Below are 16,898 nucleotides of genomic sequence, written 5' to 3'. Positions count from 1 at the left end.
GCCGGGCGGCGTGCTCAGCGGGACGTCAGGACGTCCACGGACAGGCGGCGGACGGTCTTCTCGTCCACCTCGACGCCCAGGCCGGGGCCGTCCGGAACGCGGGCGACGCCGCCCTCGACCTGGACGGTCGCCGCCGCGTACGGCGACTCGACGAACTGGCGGCCGTTGAGGTCCACGGGCGTCCCGATCCCGTACGCCGCGAACAGGTGCAGGGACGCGGCGAGGCCGACGTCGGAGTCCGTCAGGCCCGAGCCCATCAGCTCGACGCCGCAGTCCTCGGCGAGCCCGCACAGCCGCCGCGACAGGGTGAGCCCGCCGCTGCGCTGCACCTTGGCGATGGCGACGTCGACCGCGTCGAGGCGGACGAACGTCGCGAGGTCGGACGGGTGCCGCAGGCTCTCGTCCAGCGCGACGGGGATCGGGCAGGCGTCCCGCAGGCGGCGCAGCCCGGCGACGTCGTTGGCGGGCAGCGGCTGCTCGAACGCCGTGACGCCGAGGCCGTCCAGGCGGCGGGCCATGCGCAGCGCGGCGTGCGCGGTGTAGCCCTGGTTGCCGTCCACCCACAGCGGCGCGGCGTCGCCCGCGCGGCCGCGCACGGCCGCGACGACGGCGGCGTCGGACGCCTCGTCCCGCAGCCCGACCTTGACCTTGAACGCGCGGTACCCGAGGTCGCGGCCCTCGTCGACGCCGTCCGCGACCTCGTCCGGGGACCCGCCGGACACGACCCAGGCGAGCTCGACCGCCTCGCGGCGGCGGGCGCCCCACAGCGTCCCGAGCGGGACGCCCGCCGCCCGCCCGAGCAGGTCGTTGAGCGCGACGTCCACGGCACTCTTGGCGAGCGGCGCGCCGATGCTGAAGCCGCGGTTGACGGCCCGGCCGAACGCGGCGTTCGCCCCGTCCAGGTCCCAGGCGGGACGGCCGAGGACGGCGGGGGCCAGGTAGCGGTCGACGGTGGTGACGATCGACTCGGCCGTCTCGTACGTCCAGGCGGGGATCGGGGTGGCCTCGCCCCAGCCGTGCGCGCCGTCCGCGCTGACCTTGACGAGCACGCGCAGGCTGGGCCGCCCGGCGACGGCGACGGCGCCGCCGGACACGCCGAACGAGCGGCGCGTCGGCAGCGCGACGCAGAACGTCTCCACCCGGTCGATCCTCATCGAACCTCCTCCAACGACGGGCACCTGCGCGGCGGGCCAGCGGGCGGGTCAGCGGGGCGGGGCGGTGCTGGCGCGCAGGACGACCTCGCCGTCGAAGCGCTCGACCCGGCTGCGGCGGCCGGGCTCGCGGAGCACGAGCCCCATCACGCGCTCGCCCATCGCGCCGAGCGGCAGCGCGACGGTGGTGAGCGGCGGGGTCAGGTCGCGGACGATCGGGATGTCGTCGAACCCGGCGAGCGACATCTCGCCGGGCACGTCCACGCCGTGGTCGCGGAACGCGGCGAGCGCGCCGATGGCCATCACGTCGGTGACGGCGAACACGCAGGTCGGGCGGGACGGCCCGCGCCGCAGCAGCTCGGTCGCCGCCTCGTGCCCGCCGTCGCGGGTGAAGGCGGCCTCGACCACCCGGTCGGCGGGCAGGTCCACGCCCGCGTCGGCGAGCGCGCCGGTGAAGCCGGCCAGCCGGTCGGAGACGGTGGTGAGGGCGCGCGGGCCGCTGAGGACGGCGAAGTCGCGGTGGCCGAGGGCGAGCAGGGCGCGGGCGAGGGCGGCGGCGCCCTCCCGGTTGCGCGGCAGGACGGCGTCGACCTTGAGGCTGCGGTGCCGGCTGAGGACGGCGACGCGTCCGCCGGTGCGCTGGTAGGGGGCCAGCTCGGCGGCCATCGAGGTCTCCCAGTCGCGGTCCTCGAAGCCCGAGCCGATGAGCAGGATCGCGCGGGCCCGCTGGGCGCGCAGCATCGCCACGTACTCGATCTCGCGGAACGGGTCGCGGAACGTGCTGGCCAGCATGACGAGCATCCCGTGCTCGGCGGCGGTGCTCATCACGCCGCGGGCGATCGCGGCGAAGTAGGGGTCGCTGACGTCGTGGCAGATCACGCCGACGGCGTTGCTGGAGGCGCTGGCGAGGGCCTGCGCGTGCGCGTTCGGCGTGTAGCTCAGCTCGGCGGCGGCGGCCAGCACCCGCTCGCGCAGGTCGGACCGCACCTGCGAGGTGCCGTTGAGGACGCGGGAGGCGGTGGCGAGCGAGACTCCGGCCGCCCCGGCGACGTCCTGCAAGGTCACGTACGCCCGGTCCCCGGCGCGGGGGCCCTGCGCCGCCTCGGTCATCGCCGCTCCCTCGATCCGCGGGCCGCGCGGCGGGTCTTCGTGGCAGACCCTCTTGACCGCGCCGCTCCGATGTTCCTACGGTACCCCAGAAAGCGCTTTCTGAAGGCGCTTTCCCAGCACCCGCCCCGGAGGAACCCATGGTGAGTCAGGGCACGACGACCGCGACGCCGGAGACGGACGCGGCGGGAGTGGTCGAGCGCGGCCGTCCCGGCGCGGGCGAGCGGCTCGCGGGCGTTCTGGAACGGACCTGGCGGCCCGTCGCGCTGCTGGCGGCGTGCTTCGCCGCCTGGTGGGCGATCACCGCGTTCAAGCTGGTCGAGGCGTACCTGGTGCCCTCGCCCGGCGCGACGCTGCGGCTGCTCGGCGACAAGTGGGGCTACATCTGGCACCACACGTGGGTGACCACGTACGAGACCCTGCTCGGCTTCGCGATCGCCGTGGTGGTCGGGGTCGCCGCCGCGGTGGTCATGGTGTACTCGCGCACCGTCGAGCGCACCCTCTATCCCGTCCTGCTGTTCGCGCAGGTCATCCCCAAGATCGCGATCGCCCCGCTGTTCGTGGTCTGGCTCGGCTTCGGCATCGGCCCCAAGATCGTCGTGGCGGTGCTGATCGCGTTCTTCCCGGTGGTGATCTCCATGGTCGCCGGGCTGAAGGCGGTGGACCCCGAGATGCTGGAGCTGTCGGCGACGATGGGCGCGAGCCCGATGGCGACGTTCACCAAGATCCGGCTGCCCGCGTCGCTCCCGCACCTGTTCTCCGGCCTGAAGGTCGCGGTGACGCTCGCCGTCACCGGCGCCGTCGTCGGGGAGTTCGTGGGCGCGAACCAGGGGCTCGGCTACGTGATCCTCCAGGCCAACGGCAACCTCGACACCCCGATGCTGTTCGCGGGGCTGCTGGTGATGTCGGCCATCGGCGTCGTGCTGTTCGTCGCGGTGGAGGTCGCCGAGAAGCTGCTGCTCCCGTGGCACGCCAGCCGCCGAGGCGGCTCGGTCACCACCACCTACTGACCGGCGCCGCCGCCCGGCGCCGGCCGCCCCCAACGGCGGCCGCCCCCACCGGCGGCCACCCGCCGGCCGGTCGCCCACCGGCGGCCGCCCCGGCGGCCGTCCCGCCCGGCGGCGGCCCCGCCGCAGACGGCCCCCCGCCCGCGCCCGCCGCTCGACGGCGGCCCGCGCCCTCCGAGTCCCCATCCACGACAGCCGCCCGCCGGTGAGACCGGCGGGGCGGCCCGACCAGCGGCCGAGACCATCCCCCACTTACGGAGGCCGTCCCATGAAACTCCGCACCTTCGCCGCCGCCGTCCTGGCCCCGGCCGTGGCGCTCGCGAGCGCCGCCTGCGGCGGGGACTCAGGCGAGACCACCAGCGCCTCGGGAAAGAAGCTGACCAAGGTCACGCTGACCCTCAACTGGTACCCGTACGGCGAGCACGCGCCGTTCTACTACGGCGAGAAGAAGGGCATCTACGAAGAGCACGGCATCGACCTGGAGATCAAGGCCGGGCAGGGGTCGCAGAAGACCGTGCAGGCGACCGGCGCCGGGCAGACCGACTTCGGCTGGGCCGACACCCCGGCACTGCTCGCGGCCGTGGACAAGGGCATGCCGATCAAGAGCGTCGGGGTCTTCCTCCAGACCACGCCCGCGTCGGTCCAGGCGTTCGCGTCCAAGGGCCTGAAGCGGCCCGCCGACCTGAAGGGCAAGAGGATCGCCGGAACGGCCGGGGACGCGCTGTCGCGCACGTTCCCCGTCTTCCTCAAGCGCAACGGGGTCGCCGAGGGCGACGTCCCGATGCAGAACACCGACCCCGCGGGGAAGATCGCCGCGGTGATGGCGGGCAAGACCGACGGGCTCGTCGGCTTCGCCAACGACCAGGGCCCGACGATGGCGCAGAAGTCCGGCAAGCAGGTGTCGTACCTGCGCTACTCCGACTTCGGGCTGAACTTCTACTCCAACGGCCTCATGGCCGGGGAGCGCAAGCTGCGCGGCGGCGACCTCGCCAAGCGGATGGTCGCCGCGACCAGCGAGGCGTGGGCGGCGGCCGAGGCCGATCCGGCCGGCGCGGTCGCGAGCATGGCCGGGGCGTCCGAGCAGCTCCCGCCGGCGCCGGTGCTGACCGAGCAGTTCAAGACGACGCTGACGCTGCTGCACACCGCGTCGACGCGGGGCAAGGCGCCCGGCGTCAACGCCGAGGACGACTGGAAGCAGACCATCGCGCTGTTCAAGCAGGCCGGGGTGATCGGCAAGGCCGAGGCGCCCTCGAAGTACTGGTCGCCGCAGGCGGCGGCGCGGGGATGACGGCGCGGGAAGGGCGGGACGAGCGATGAGGATCATGAGCAGGCCGGAGCCGGGGACGCGGGGGGCCGGGCGCGAGTCCGCCGTGCGCGTGGAGGACGTGGCCGTCCGTTTCCGCAGCCGCAGGCGCGACGTCACCGCGCTGCGGGACGTGTCGCTGGACGTCGCGATGGGCGAGTTCGTCGCGATCGTCGGCCCGTCCGGGTGCGGGAAGTCGACGCTGCTGAAGCTGGTGGCGGGGCTGCTGAAGCCGTCGTCGGGCACCGTGCGGCTGCGCGGCGAGGACGTCGCGGGGCCGCGCCACGACATCGGGTACGTGTTCCAGCGGGCGGCGCTGCTGGAGTGGCGCAGCGCCCGCCGCAACATCCTGCTCCAGGCGGAGATGCGGCGGATGCCGTCCGGGCGGGCGCGCGAGCGCACCGCCGAGCTGATCGCGATGACCGGGCTGACCGGCTTCGAGGACGCGCTGCCGCACGAGCTGTCGGGCGGCATGCAGCAGCGGGTCGCGCTGTGCCGGGCGCTGCTGCACGAGCCGCCCGTGCTGCTGATGGACGAGCCGTTCGGCGCGCTGGACGCGCTCACCCGCGAGCAGCTCAACATCGAGATGAACCGCATCTGGCGGGAGACGGGCACGACCGTCCTGCTGGTCACGCACTCGGTCGCCGAGGCCGCGTACCTGGCGAACCGGGTCGTGGTGATGAGCGACCGGCCGGGCACGGTCGCCGAGGTCATCGACGTCGGGCTGCCGGCCGAGCGGGACTACGCCGAGACCATGGCGCGCCCCGAGTTCGCGCGCGTGACCAACCGCGTGCGCACGCTGCTCGGGGCGGGCGCGGCGGCCGACTGAGTCCGAACGGTCGGCCGCATCCGAACACACGACAGGCTGGGAAGGAACGGGATGGCACGCAGGTCCATCGGGATCGTCATGAACGGCGTCACCGGGCGGATGGGGTACCGCCAGCACCTCCTCCGCTCGATCCTCGCGATCCGGGAGCAGGGCGGGCTGCGCGCGACGGACGGCACCGTGCTCTGGCCCGAGCCGGTGCTCGTCGGCCGGTCCGAGGCGAAGCTGCGCGACCTCGCCGAACGGCACGGGCTCACCGCCTGGACGACCGACCTCGCGGACGCGCTCGCGCGGCCGGGCGTCGAGGTCTACTTCGACGCGCAGGTCACCGGGGCGAGGGTCGGCGCGATCCGCGCGGCCATCGCGGCGGGCAAGCACGTCTACACCGAGAAGCCGCTCGCGGAGGACCTGGCGGAGGCGCTCGCCCTCGCACGGCTCGCGCGCGACGCGGGGGTGAAGCACGGGGTCGTCCAGGACAAGCTGTTCCTGCCGGGCCTGCTGAAGCTGAAGCGGCTCGTGGACGGCGGGTTCTTCGGGCGGATCCTGTCGGTGCGCGGCGAGTTCGGCTACTGGGTGTTCGAGGGCGACTGGCAGGAGGCGCAGCGCCCGAGCTGGAACTACCGGTCCGAGGACGGCGGCGGCATCATCCTCGACATGTTCTGCCACTGGCGGTACGTGCTGGACGGCGTCGTCGCGCCCGTGCGCTCCGTCCAGGCCCTCGGCGCGACGCACCTGCCGGAGCGGGTGGACGAGGAGGGCAAGCCGTACGCGGCGACGGCCGACGACGCCGCGTACGGGATCTTCGAGCTGGACGGCGGGATCGTCGCGCAGATCAACTCCTCGTGGGCGACCCGCGTGTTCCGCGACGAGCTGGTGGAGTTCCAGGTGGACGGGACGGAGGGGTCGGCGGTCGCCGGGCTGCGGCGCTGCCGGGTGCAGCACCGATCGATGACGCCGAAGCCGGTGTGGAACCCCGACCTGCCCGCCGCCGAGGACTTCCGCGCGCAGTGGCAGGAGGTGCCCGACAACACCGAGTTCGACAACGGCTTCAAGGCGCAGTGGGAGATGTTCCTGCTGCACGTGGCGGACGACGGGCCGTTCCCCTGGGACTTCCACGCCGGGGCGCGCGGCGTCCAGCTCGCCGAGCTCGGGCTGCGAGCGTGGCGCGAGGGCCGCCGCGTCGAGGTCCCGGAGCTGGCGCCGTGAGGCTGGCGCTTCCGGGCGCGGACGGGGCGCCCGCCCCGTACGCGATGGGCGAGCCGCGCGCGTACGGCCCGCCGCCCGGCCCGCCCTCCTCGCGGGTCGCGTACGCCGCCGCGCACGTGGTCCCCGACCCGTTCGGCGGCGGGCTCGACTGGGACGCGACCCTGGCGTTCCGCCGCCACCTGTGGTCGTACGGGCTCGGCGTGGCGGAGGCGATGGACACCGCGCAGCGGGGCATGGGGCTGGACTGGCCCGCGACCCGCGAGCTGATCGCGCGGAGCGGGCGGGAGGCGGCGGCCTGCGGCGGGCGGATCGTCTGCGGCGCGGGCACCGACCAGCTCCCGCCCTGCCCCGCGCCGCTCGGCGGGATCGTCGCGGCGTACGAGGAGCAGCTCGCGGTGGTGGAGGAGGCCGGCGCCGTCCCGGTCCTGATGGCCAGCAGGCACCTGGCCGCCGCCGCGCGCGGGCCGGACGACTACGCCGAGGTGTACGGGCGGCTGCTGCCGCAGGTCCGGCGCCCGGCCGTGCTGCACTGGCTCGGGCCGATGTTCGACCCGGCGCTGGAGGGCTACTGGGGCTCGGCCGACCCGGACGCCGCCGGCGACGCGCTGGTCGAGCTGATCGCCGCGCACGCGGACCGGATCGACGGGGTGAAGATCTCGCTGCTGGACGCGGACAGGGAGATCGCGCTGCGGCGCAGGCTGCCGCCCGGCGTCCGCCTCTACACCGGCGACGACTTCCACTACCCCGAGCTGATCCGGGGCGACGCGTCCGGGCACAGCGACGCTCTGCTCGGGGTGTTCGACCCGATCGCGCCCGCCGCCGCCGCTGCGCTCCAGGCCCTGGACAAGGGCGACACCGCCGCGTACGACGCGATCCTGGCCCCGACCGTCCCGCTCGCCCGGCACCTGTTCGAGGCGCCGACGTTCCACTACAAGACCGGAGTGGTGTTCCTGGCGTGGCTGGCCGGTCATCAGCGGCACTTCCGCATGGTCGGCGGGCTGGAGTCCGCGCGCTCCGTCCCGCACCTGGTGCGCCTGTTCCGGCTCGCGGACGCCGCCGGGCTGCTGCCCGACCCCGGCCTCGCGGCCGACCGGATGCGCGCCTGGCTCACCGTGCAGGGGGTCGCCCCATGATGTTCAGCCTCAACCAGTGGACGACCCGGCACTGGCCGCTGCCGGACCTCGCCGCGGGCTGCGCCGCGGCGGGCGTCGCGGGCGTCGGCCTGTGGCGCGAACCCGTCGCCGAGCACGGGACGGCCCGTACCGCCAAGCTCGTCCGCGACCACGGACTGGCGGTCACGTCCCTGTGCCGGGGCGGCTTCTTCCAGGAGCCGGACGCCCTGGACGACAACCGCCGCGCCGTCGAGGAGGCCGCCGCGCTCGGCGCGCCCGTCCTGGTCCTGGTGAGCGGCGGTCTGCCGCCGGGGTCCCGCGACCTGGACGGCGCGCGGAGCCGCGTCGCGGACGCCCTCGCGGCCCTCGCCCCGTACGCGGGCGAGCACGGCGTCCGCCTCGCGATCGAACCCCTGCACCCGATGTACTGCTCGGACCGGTGCGTGGTCTCCACCCTCGCCCAGGCGCTCGACCTCGCCGCTCCCCTGCCGCCCGAGCAGGTCGGCGTCGTCATCGACACCTACCACCTGTGGTGGGACCCGGCCGCCTGGGACGGCATCGCCCGCGCGGGCGCCGAGGACCGGCTGGCCCTGTTCCAGGTGGCCGACTGGGTGACCCCGCTCCCCGAGGGCGTCCTCACCGGCCGCGGCATGCTCGGCGACGGCTGCGTGGACCTGCGCCGCTTCCGCACCGCCGTGGAAGCGACGGGCTACACGGGCCCAGTCGAAGCAGAGATCTTCAACGACGAACTCTGGACAATGCCCGGCCCGAAAGCCCTCAACCTCACCCTGACCCGCTACAAATCCCACGTCCTCTAACCCGTTCCCACCCGCACCCGGCGATGTCCAGGAGAACCTCGCAGAGCGGAACAGCCATGCCGAGCGCGCTTACTGAAAGCGCTTTCCTGGCATTCGCCCCATCACCCACCCCTTGGAGACGGCTGGAATGACCAGACTGAGATGGTGCCTGCTCGCGACGCTCGCGCTGCTCGGCGCGCTGCTCGCCGCGCCGGCGGCGGACGCGCGGGTGCGCGACGACGCCCCGATCCTCGACCCGATCCCCGACGATCCCGCTCCGTCCGGCCTCGGCCTCGTCCTCAAGGAGGTCGCGCAGCTCCCGAAGTCGGAGCCGTCGGCCCCGCCCACCGACCCGCGGCTGAAGCGGTGGAACCGCATCAACCACGTCGGTGAGGTGCCCGACCGGTCGGGCCGGCTGTACGTGCCCGACCTGAACGGCAACCTGTACCTGCTGGACGGGAAGACCAGGACGCCGCGCGTCTACCTCGACGTCAAGGGCGCCTTCCCCGACTTCTACTCGGCGGCCGGGCTCGGGCAGGGCTTCGGGTTCGTCGCGTTCCACCCGGACTTCAAGCGCAACGGGAAGTTCTACACCGCGCACGTCGAGTCGGGCGAGGCGCTGAAGACCAGGACGCCCGACCTCACGCCGCAGCCGAAGACGGCCTACCACGGCGTGATCGACGAGTGGACGGCCGACGACCCGAGGGCGGGGACGTTCAGCGGGACGCACCGCGAGCTGCTGCGCATCGGATTCTCCGGGCGCGTGCACAACCTCCAGCAGATCGACTTCAACCCCAACGCGCGGCCCGGCTCCGCCGACTACGGCAAGCTGTACCTGTCGGTGGGCGACGGCGGCAACGGCAACGTCGGCGACAACGGCGGCGACCCGCAGAACCTCGGCGTCCCGCAGGGCAAGATCCTGCGCATCGACCCGGCGGGCCGCGACAGCGCGAACGGCCGCTACGGCGTCCCGAAGGACAACCCGTTCGCCGGGCAGGCCGGCCGGGTCGGCGAGATCTACGCGTACGGGATGCGCGACCCGCACCGGTTCAGCTGGGACACCGGCGGCTCCAGGCGGCTGTTCCTCGCGCACATCGGCGAGCACGAGATCGAGTCGATCCACGAGGTGAAGGCGGGCGACAACATCGGCTGGAGCGAGCGCGAGGGCGCGTTCACGTTCCGCAAGGACGACCGCTGCCACCTGTACCCGCTGCCCGCGGACGACGCGAAGCACGGCTACGACTACCCGGTCGCCGCGTACGACCACGACCCGCCCGCCGACTGGGACTGCAAGAGCGACACCGGCCACGCGATCTCCGGCGGCTACGTCTACCGCGGGTCCGCGCTCCAGGCGCTGCGCGGCAAGTACCTGTTCACCGACATCGTGGACGGGCGGCTCCTCTACACCGAGGAGTCGGAGATGAAGCGCGACCCGGCGGGACGGCACCGCGCGCAGATCTACGCCCTCTCCGCGTACGACACGTCCGGCAGGCCGGTCACGATGAAGCAGCTCGCGGGCGACGAGCGCGTGGACCTGCGGTACGGGTCGGACGCCGCCGGTGAGCCGTACCTGCTCGCCAAGGCCAACGGGAAGATCTGGAAGGTCGTCGGCACCAAGAGCGTCGCCGGGTGCCGTCCCGGCCCGGACCGGATCTCGCACGCGACTGGCGCCGCGGCCTGGGCGCCGGTGACGCCGTCCAAGTGGCGGTTCCCGGGCAAGGAGGTCGTCCTCGCGGAGAAGGGCGAGCAGCGTCCGGGGCCGCGCCGGCCGTTCGAGTACGCGGTGCTGAAGAAGGGGCCGGAGCTGGCCTCGGCCCGGATCGACGCGGAGGTGCGGCTCGACACGCCCGTCGCGCAGAAGGACCGCGACGTCATCGTCGTCTTCGGCTACCGGGACGACACGCACTTCTACTACGCGCACCTGTCCACCGACAACTCCGTCTACCCGCACAACGGGATCTTCGTGGTGAACGGCGCGGACCGGCTGCGGATCGACCAGCAGTGGAACGCGAACCGCTCGCACGGCGCGCCGCCGTCGATCACCGACGCGTCCTGGCACCGCGTCCGCGTGACGCACTGCGCGGGCACGGGCGAGATCGCGGTGTACGTGGACGGCGCGAGCCGCCCGGTCATGACGGCCCTCGACGGGACGTTCGGCTCCGGGCGGGTCGGCTTCGGCTCGTTCGACAACATCGGCAGGCTCCGCGACCTCACGGTCCGCGGAACCCCGGCGAACTGACGGCCACTTCCCCGGACGGGCGCCGCACGCGCCCGTCCGGGGACCCGCAAGGAGGACCCATGCCCATCCGCCGCGCCCCCGCCGCCCTAGCGACCGCCCTGCTCACCGCCGCCGCCCTCGCCACAACCACCGCCACACCCGCGGGCGCGGGCGCGACCGCACCCGCCGACGCGGCCGCACTCGCGGGCGCGACCGCACCCGTATCCGCCAACGCCGCCGTCTTCCCGCCGCTGAGGAAGCATCTGATCGCCTCGTACGACTTCGAGCACCCCGTGCGCGGCGACGCGGCGCGCGAACGCGACCTCGGCCGCTCCGGAACGGTCATCGACCTCGTCAACGGCGGCGCCGCGATGCGCGTGCGGGACGGCCGGGGCACGCCGTCCAGCTCGGGCAGCGCACCCCGGACGCGCCGAGCGCCGACGACTGGAAGGCCGGGGTCTACTCCGCGTCCGGCGTCCGGTCGCTGCGCGCCTTCGGGTCCGCGCGCGGCGCCACCGTCATGGGCTGGTTCAAGATGACCGGGACGAACCCGAGCCCCAACTCCAACACCGCGAGGCCGGACGACACGTACAACGCGGTGGGCCTCGCCGGGCTCCTCACGGGCGACTCCGAGGGCCACGCCGTCCGCGCCCTGCTGGAGGTCATCGAGGTGTCGGGCACGCTGCGGGTCGTCGCCCTCGGCCGCAGGCTCGACGGCGGCGCGTCCCAGACGTTCGCGGCGGACGAGGACTGGCGCAGCGTACTGCCGCAGAACACCTGGGTGCACCTCGCGGCCACGTTCGACTACGACACCGGCCGCATGGCCCTCTACAAGAACGGGCGGCCGTTGCCGGGCTTCCTGACGGTCGGCGGCGACCCGTGGAAGCTGGAGGGCGCGCCCGAACCCGACGCCGCGTCCTCCACCGTCCCCCGCGGCATCAAGATCGGCGGTAGCTACCCGCAGAACACGCGCGAGGGCAACCCGTGCAACTGCCGGATGGACGGCCTGATGTTCCTCGACCGCACCATCAGCGACCGCGAGGCCCGCCTCCAGTACCGCTTCGCCGGACGCTGAGCCGAGCGACGCCTTGCAAGCGCCGCCGGCGAACGTCCCCCAGCGAGCCAGACGCCGAACCGGACGGCACCCTACAAGCGGCCCCGGCGAACGTCCCCCAGCAGGCCAGACGCTGAACCGGACGGCCCCTACAAGCGGCTCCGGCGGACGTCCTCCAGCAGGGCGGCCACCTCGCCGATCTGCCGTTTGGGGAAGTGCAGGTGCGCCCAGGAGGCGAGGCCGAACCCGTCGTCGTCGGGCAGGAGGTAGACGTAGTTCTCCCAGGCTCCGGGGCTGGTCCAGCGCCGGAGCCGCCGCCCGTCGAAGGACGGGTGCGCGGCGAGGACCCCGAGCAGCTCCGACGCGTCGTCAACGGGCATCTTCACCCACGCCTGGCCCAGGTAGTAGCCGGAGTGGCGGGCGCGGACCTCCTCGGTCCACGTCCCGTTGGCCGCGATGGACTCGCCGAGGTCCTGGCAGCACCCGCCGGTGGCGAGGCCGAGCGCCCACACCGCGCGGACGAAGGGGACGATCTCCACGTCGATGTCGGCCTCGCCGCCACCGGGCAGCACGAGCCGTTCGCAGTCGTGAACGTTGGGCACCTCACTCATCGCACCGCCTCCAGATGTCGTCATGCCGCCGTACCGTCGTACCGCCGTGCCGCGCGGGGCGCCGCCGTCTCACCGTGCCACCGGTTCGCCGTACCGCCATGGTGTCGTGCCGCCGAGTCGTCGTGCCGCGTTTCGCCGCGTTGCCGTACCCCTAAGGCGGTTCGCAGCGTCGCGGCGTGGTCGGTTCGCCTTGTCGTCGTGCGTGCCGTCCGCCGGGGTGGCGTCCCACTGCCGTGGGCGGCGGTGCTCTGCACATACCCGTTCGGCGGGCGCGTCCGGCGGGCGGGACGCGTCCCGTACGGCTCAGTCCAGCGGCATCGCGACGGGGGCGGGCGGCGGGGCCTGTCGCCCGGACGGCGCGGAACGCGAGAGTCGGCGTCCCAGCCGTTGCGCCGGGGCCTCGATCCAGCGGTGCGCGGCCCAGGACGCCGCCAGCAGGACCACGACGAACACGGCCAGCGCCACCGGATCGTCCCGTCCGGTGGTGCCCGCGAACTGGATCGACACCATCAGCAGCAGCGGGTGCAGGAGGTAGACCGAGAAGCTCACGGTGCCGAGCCCGACCGCCCAGCGCGGGAAGCGCACGTCCCGGAGCCGCCAGCCCGCCGCGAACGTCACGGCGGCCATCGCCACCGCGCCCGTCCAGACCAGCCGGGCCCGCCAGAGCCACGGGCCGGTCGCGTCCGCGCCGGCGTTGAGCGCGCCCGCCGCGAGGACCGCCGCGAGGACGGCGGCGACGGTGAGGGCCGCCGCGCGCCCGGTGACCTGGCGGTGCTCGATCCGGTACACCACGGTGCCGGTGAACATGACCGCGAGGATGGCCAGCCCTTCCCAGGCGCCGATCCTGCTGTTCAGCGCCACGAGCGCGACGGCGAGGACGCCGCCCAGCAGCCCGCCCGCGGCGGTGGGGCCGGAACGGTCCGTCATCGCCGCGGCCAGCGTCGCCGAGAGCGCGGCGGCGGCGACGGCGACCACCGCCTCGGTCCGCCAGGCGCCGGACAGCAGCACCGTGGGCAGCGCACCGCCCGCCACGAGCGCCGCCACGGCGAGCCCGACGGCGGCCCGGCCCGTCCACGCGCGCCCGCCGACCACGAACAGCGCGACGACCAGCAGGTAGAACGCCATCTCGTACGAGAGGGTCCACAGCACGTTCATGGCGTTCGGAACGGCCAGTAGGTCCTGCAACATGGTCAGGTGCGCCAGCACGGCCGTGACCGGGTCGTACCGCTCCAGCCCGGCGCGCAGCCCCCGCAGGCCGAGCAGGAACGGCATGACCGCCAGCAGGCACGCCACCGCCAGCAGCGGGTAGATGCGGAAGAACCGGCCGAGCCAGAACCGGCGGACGCTGCCGTGCCGTTCCAGCGAGGCCGGCACGATGTACCCGCTGACCAGGAAGAACACCAGCACGCCGTACCAGCCGGGGTCGAACACGCCGACCAGCGCCGCCCGCGCGGACGGCAGGTAGGCGTAGCTCGCGTGGTGCAGCGCCACCAGCAGCGCGGCCCAGCCCCGCAGCGCGTCCAGCCACGCGAGCCGGACCGCGGGCGCGGCCGGCGCGTCGGCCGGGGGTGGAGGCACCGCGCCAGACTAGGCCGATCACCACAATCCGGACATAGCGAAACCTGCCCGAATTCGACGCCCTCCGCCGCGCCCCCGCCTGGGCCGTCCGTACGGTGGGAGGACGGGTTGACCGGCGATGGCGTCGGGCGGTGGGATGTGGGGAGCGCGAGGGGGGCCGGTGGCGGAACGGGAACGGCGTTGGGGCTGGATGGCCGTGCCGCTCGCCGCCGTGGCTCTGTGGGCCGTGACGTGCGGGAAGAACGATCCGGACGGGGACGGGCGGTCCGGAAGGCCGGGCGCGTCGGGGTCCCCCACCGCGTCCAAGACCAAGAAGCTCGGCGAACGCGATCCCGCCCGGTTCGCCGGGGACGTCCGCAGGTACGCGAAGAAGGCCGGTGTCAGCGCGCGCCTGCTGATGACGATCCTCTACAACGAGGCCGACAAGCCGCACGACCCGGAGCTGGAACGGGCCTGGCAGAAGTTCAAGCGGGACGCGGCGTTCGGCATCGCCAACATGCACCGGGCCGCGTTCGACGAGGCCAAGCGGGGGCGCTTCGCGGACCGGCGCTGGGAGGAACTGCCCGACGACCCGTCCCTCGCCGTCGAGGCCGCCGCCTGGTACCTGCACGACCTCGCGAGGGCGCTCCCGGCCGCACGGTCCGACGCGTACACCAGGAACGAGCTGCTGGCCATGGGCTACAACGCGGGTGCGGGCAACATGAGGGCGTTCGCGCGGGGCGTCGCGCCCGGCCGCGACGCGCGGTCGTACCTGGAGCGGTTCCGGGAGAACGGGCCCGCCGCCGAGAAGGCGCTGCGTTCCTGAGACGCGGGCGCGCGTGCGCCGCAACGGACCGTCCGGTGGGGCGGTCAGTGGTGGAGCGCGCGGCAGGCGAGTTGGAGGGCGAGGCGCTGCTCGGGGTCGTTGAGGTCGACGGCCAGGAGGGTGGACGCGCGTCGGATCCGGTCGCTGACGGCGTTGCGGTGCAGGTGCAGTTCCTCGGCGGCGCGGGCCGGGGACCCCTGGTGGTCCAGGTACGCCTGGAGGGTCCGCAGCAGGGGCCGGGCGCGGTCGGGGCCGAGCCCGGTGATGGGGGCGAGGAGTTCCTCGGCGGACGCGCGGGCGGCCTCGGAGGCGTACCACTCGCCGAGCATCCGGTCGAGGCCGGCGAGGTCGTGGACGGTGACGGGCCGCCCGCCGCGCGGACCGCCGCGGGCGAGCGCGGTACGGGCCTCGCGGGCGGAGGCGCGCAGCCCGAGCGGGCCCTGGTGCGCGCCGCCGACGCCGCAGCGCAGGTCGGCCCCGGGGAACCGGTCGCGCAGCCCGGCGAGGAGCCGTTCGGTGGTCTCGACGGCGGCGCGCAGCCCGGGGTCGCCGGGCTGGGACCGGATGAGCAGGAGCGCGTCGTCGGCGCGGGCGGAGTTCCAGTGCCCGCCGGTGGTCCGCAGGACGCGCAGCGCGGCGCGGTCGGCCGCGTCGAGCAGGTCGTACCGGTCGGCGCCGTGCAGCGCGGCGGGCTCGACGCGCAGGACGATGTGCCAGCCGTCCACCGGAAGCCCGAGGGCGCGGGCGCGGCTCAGCAGCCGCAGCGCCTGCCCCTCCGGCGCGATCAGCAGTTCCGACAGCAGCAGCGAACGGGACCGGACCGGACTGTCGCCGGTGTCGTCCGCGCGGGCGATGGCACGGGCGGCGAGCCGCACGGCGAGCGCGACGGCGCGATCGAGATGCCCGCCGCTCCGAGGCGCGGCCACGGCCACCTCACCCCCGTGACCATGCGCCACCGCGCCGATCTCGCCCGGCCCGGCCCGCCCTGCCCGCAGAGGAACACCGAGCGCGGCGGTGACAGCGGCGAGGACCCGGCGCGCGTCTCCATCCGCCCCTTCCACGCCGCCCCCACCCTTCGCGGCATCTAGGCCCTGCGTGCTGTGTGCGCCGTGCGTGGTGTCGCCGGCGTTCAGGAGGGCGTCGATCGCTGCGCTGAGGCGGACCAGGGCGTCTTCGGCGTCGCGGCCGATGACGCGGGTGAACGCGCCGGCCAGGGCGGCCAGGTCGAGCGGGCCGGGCAGGACGGGCGGGTCGGCGGCGGCGTGCAGGAGGGCCAGTCCGCCGCGTTCGGCGATCAGCCGGGCCGTGAGCGGGACGGGCGGGACGGTACGGGAGGTGAGCACCAGCGCGGAGCCGCCGACGGCGGTGAGGTCGCGGAGCGCGACGTCCAGGCGGTAGCCGGTGGCGCGCTCGGACGCCGGGCCGGTGAGGATGGCGAGCGAGCCGTCCGGGAGGGCGCTCAGGGACGTCGGGTCCTCGACGAGCCGGGCGCCGCCGACGGGACGGCCGGTGAGCGGTCCGGCCAGCGCGGTCAGGCGGGCGGGCACGCCGGGGGCGGCCAGCAGATCGGCCGGCATGGTCTCCACCCCCGCCAGCGTACCCGTCCTCGGCTGTGCGGCGAGCACAGTGACCTGCGATAACACGTGCCGGGAGCACAGAGAGTGCGGGGCGGGACACGCATAGCCTGGACGCATGCTGCTGGATGACGCCTCGCTGCCCGCGTTCGCGCGCGGGTGCGCCGTGCTGGGCTCGGGCGGCGGCGGGGACGTCGGGCCCGCGCTGTCCGCCGCCGCGCAGGCCGTCGCCGACCACGGCCCGGTGCGCGTCGTCCAGCCGGAGGAACTGCCCGCGGACGGCCTGGTGATGTCCTGCGGCCTCGTCGGGTCGCCGGTCGTCGCGACCGAGCGGATCGGCGGCGACGCCGAGGCGCGCACGCTGCGCGACACCGTCGAGCGGCTGCACGGTGTGCCGGTGGCGGCGCTGATGTCCAGCGAGATCGGCGGTTCCAACGGGTGCAAGGCGGCGTCGTGGGCGGCCGGGCTCGGGCTGCCGCTGGTGGACGCCGACGGGATGGGCCGGGCGTTCCCGCGCATGGACCAGATCGCGATGGAGTCCGCCGGGCT

At 74.6% G+C, this 16,898-nt stretch carries 15 protein-coding genes and 1 pseudogene; 11 read left to right on the top strand and 5 right to left on the bottom strand.

Features of this window, described 5'->3' with window-relative positions:
• Positions 1-14: 14 nt before the first annotated feature.
• Both GEV43_RS38480 and GEV43_RS38475 read right to left on the bottom strand, forming a co-directional pair.
• Positions 15-1,154, bottom strand: a complete 1,140-nt coding sequence (locus tag GEV43_RS38480) for a mandelate racemase/muconate lactonizing enzyme family protein (protein ID WP_160825590.1) — start codon at positions 1,152-1,154, stop codon at positions 15-17.
• A gap of 48 nt (positions 1,155-1,202) precedes the next feature.
• Positions 1,203-2,261: a LacI family DNA-binding transcriptional regulator gene (locus tag GEV43_RS38475; protein WP_160825589.1), complete on the bottom strand. Its 1,059-nt coding sequence runs from the start codon at positions 2,259-2,261 to the stop codon at positions 1,203-1,205.
• Positions 2,262-2,398: 137 nt separating this feature from the next.
• Between GEV43_RS38475 and GEV43_RS38470 the strand changes: the two genes are divergently transcribed.
• The 9 genes from GEV43_RS38470 to GEV43_RS48580 all read left to right on the top strand — a co-directional run bounded on the left by GEV43_RS38470 (position 2,399) and on the right by GEV43_RS48580 (position 11,802).
• Positions 2,399-3,268 (top strand): ABC transporter permease, encoded by an 870-nt coding sequence (locus tag GEV43_RS38470; RefSeq protein WP_160825588.1) that lies wholly within the window; start codon positions 2,399-2,401, stop codon positions 3,266-3,268.
• A gap of 265 nt (positions 3,269-3,533) precedes the next feature.
• On the top strand, positions 3,534-4,553 hold the full coding sequence (locus GEV43_RS38465) for an ABC transporter substrate-binding protein (RefSeq protein WP_160825587.1): 1,020 nt from the start codon (positions 3,534-3,536) through the stop codon (positions 4,551-4,553).
• Between the two features lie 34 nt (positions 4,554-4,587).
• The gene (locus GEV43_RS38460) at positions 4,588-5,397 is read left to right on the top strand and encodes an ABC transporter ATP-binding protein (protein ID WP_206681576.1); all 810 of its coding nucleotides are present in this window, start codon (positions 4,588-4,590) and stop codon (positions 5,395-5,397) included.
• 51 nt (positions 5,398-5,448) lie between these two features.
• Positions 5,449-6,600 carry a Gfo/Idh/MocA family protein gene (locus GEV43_RS38455; protein WP_160825585.1) on the top strand — a complete coding sequence of 384 codons (1,152 nt, stop codon included), beginning with the start codon at positions 5,449-5,451 and terminating at the stop codon, positions 6,598-6,600.
• A 44-nt stretch (positions 6,601-6,644) separates the two neighbouring features.
• Positions 6,645-7,733, top strand: a complete 1,089-nt coding sequence (locus GEV43_RS38450; protein WP_194252552.1) for a dihydrodipicolinate synthase family protein — start codon at positions 6,645-6,647, stop codon at positions 7,731-7,733.
• The gene (locus GEV43_RS38445) at positions 7,730-8,530 is read left to right on the top strand and encodes a sugar phosphate isomerase/epimerase (protein WP_160825583.1); all 801 of its coding nucleotides are present in this window, start codon (positions 7,730-7,732) and stop codon (positions 8,528-8,530) included. The genes GEV43_RS38450 and GEV43_RS38445 overlap by 4 nt, the downstream gene beginning before the upstream one ends.
• Positions 8,531-8,657: 127 nt before the next feature.
• Positions 8,658-10,748: a sorbosone dehydrogenase family protein gene (locus tag GEV43_RS38440; RefSeq protein ID WP_160825582.1), complete on the top strand. Its 2,091-nt coding sequence runs from the start codon at positions 8,658-8,660 to the stop codon at positions 10,746-10,748.
• 59 nt (positions 10,749-10,807) lie between these two features.
• Positions 10,808-11,266 (top strand): hypothetical protein, encoded by a 459-nt coding sequence (locus GEV43_RS48585; protein WP_206681575.1) that lies wholly within the window; start codon positions 10,808-10,810, stop codon positions 11,264-11,266.
• A complete protein-coding gene (locus GEV43_RS48580) occupies positions 11,248-11,802 on the top strand; it encodes a LamG-like jellyroll fold domain-containing protein (RefSeq protein WP_206681574.1) in 555 nt (184 codons plus the stop codon). Before GEV43_RS48585 ends, GEV43_RS48580 begins: the two co-directional genes overlap by 19 nt.
• A 128-nt stretch (positions 11,803-11,930) precedes the next feature.
• On the opposite strand, the gene GEV43_RS38430 is transcribed toward GEV43_RS48580, so the two are convergent.
• Both GEV43_RS38430 and GEV43_RS38425 read right to left on the bottom strand, forming a co-directional pair.
• On the bottom strand, positions 11,931-12,392 hold the full coding sequence (locus tag GEV43_RS38430) for a hypothetical protein (protein WP_160825581.1): 462 nt from the start codon (positions 12,390-12,392) through the stop codon (positions 11,931-11,933).
• 303 nt (positions 12,393-12,695) lie between these two features.
• Complete coding sequence (locus GEV43_RS38425) at positions 12,696-13,970, bottom strand: acyltransferase (RefSeq protein WP_309240159.1); 1,275 nt, start codon at positions 13,968-13,970, stop codon at positions 12,696-12,698.
• A 160-nt stretch (positions 13,971-14,130) separates the two neighbouring features.
• Here GEV43_RS38425 and GEV43_RS52255 point away from each other — a divergent pair, with 160 nt between their 5' ends.
• Complete coding sequence (locus GEV43_RS52255) at positions 14,131-14,775, top strand: transglycosylase SLT domain-containing protein (RefSeq protein ID WP_206681573.1); 645 nt, start codon at positions 14,131-14,133, stop codon at positions 14,773-14,775.
• A 44-nt stretch (positions 14,776-14,819) separates the two neighbouring features.
• On the opposite strand, the gene GEV43_RS38415 is transcribed toward GEV43_RS52255, so the two are convergent.
• A complete protein-coding gene (locus tag GEV43_RS38415; protein WP_160826090.1) occupies positions 14,820-16,352 on the bottom strand; it encodes a CdaR family transcriptional regulator in 1,533 nt (510 codons plus the stop codon).
• Between the two features lie 115 nt (positions 16,353-16,467).
• Between GEV43_RS38415 and GEV43_RS56690 the strand changes: the two are divergent.
• A pseudogene (locus tag GEV43_RS56690) lies at positions 16,468-16,893 on the top strand (DUF917 family protein); the annotation flags it as partial.
• Between the last annotated feature and the right edge of the window lie 5 nt (positions 16,894-16,898).

The organism is Actinomadura sp. J1-007 (genome assembly GCF_009793335.1).
In the GTDB taxonomy this organism is placed as follows: domain Bacteria; phylum Actinomycetota; class Actinomycetes; order Streptosporangiales; family Streptosporangiaceae; genus Spirillospora; species Spirillospora yumaensis.
Note: the sequence above shows the minus strand (reverse complement) of the source record. Positions and strands in the feature narration are given on the sequence as shown.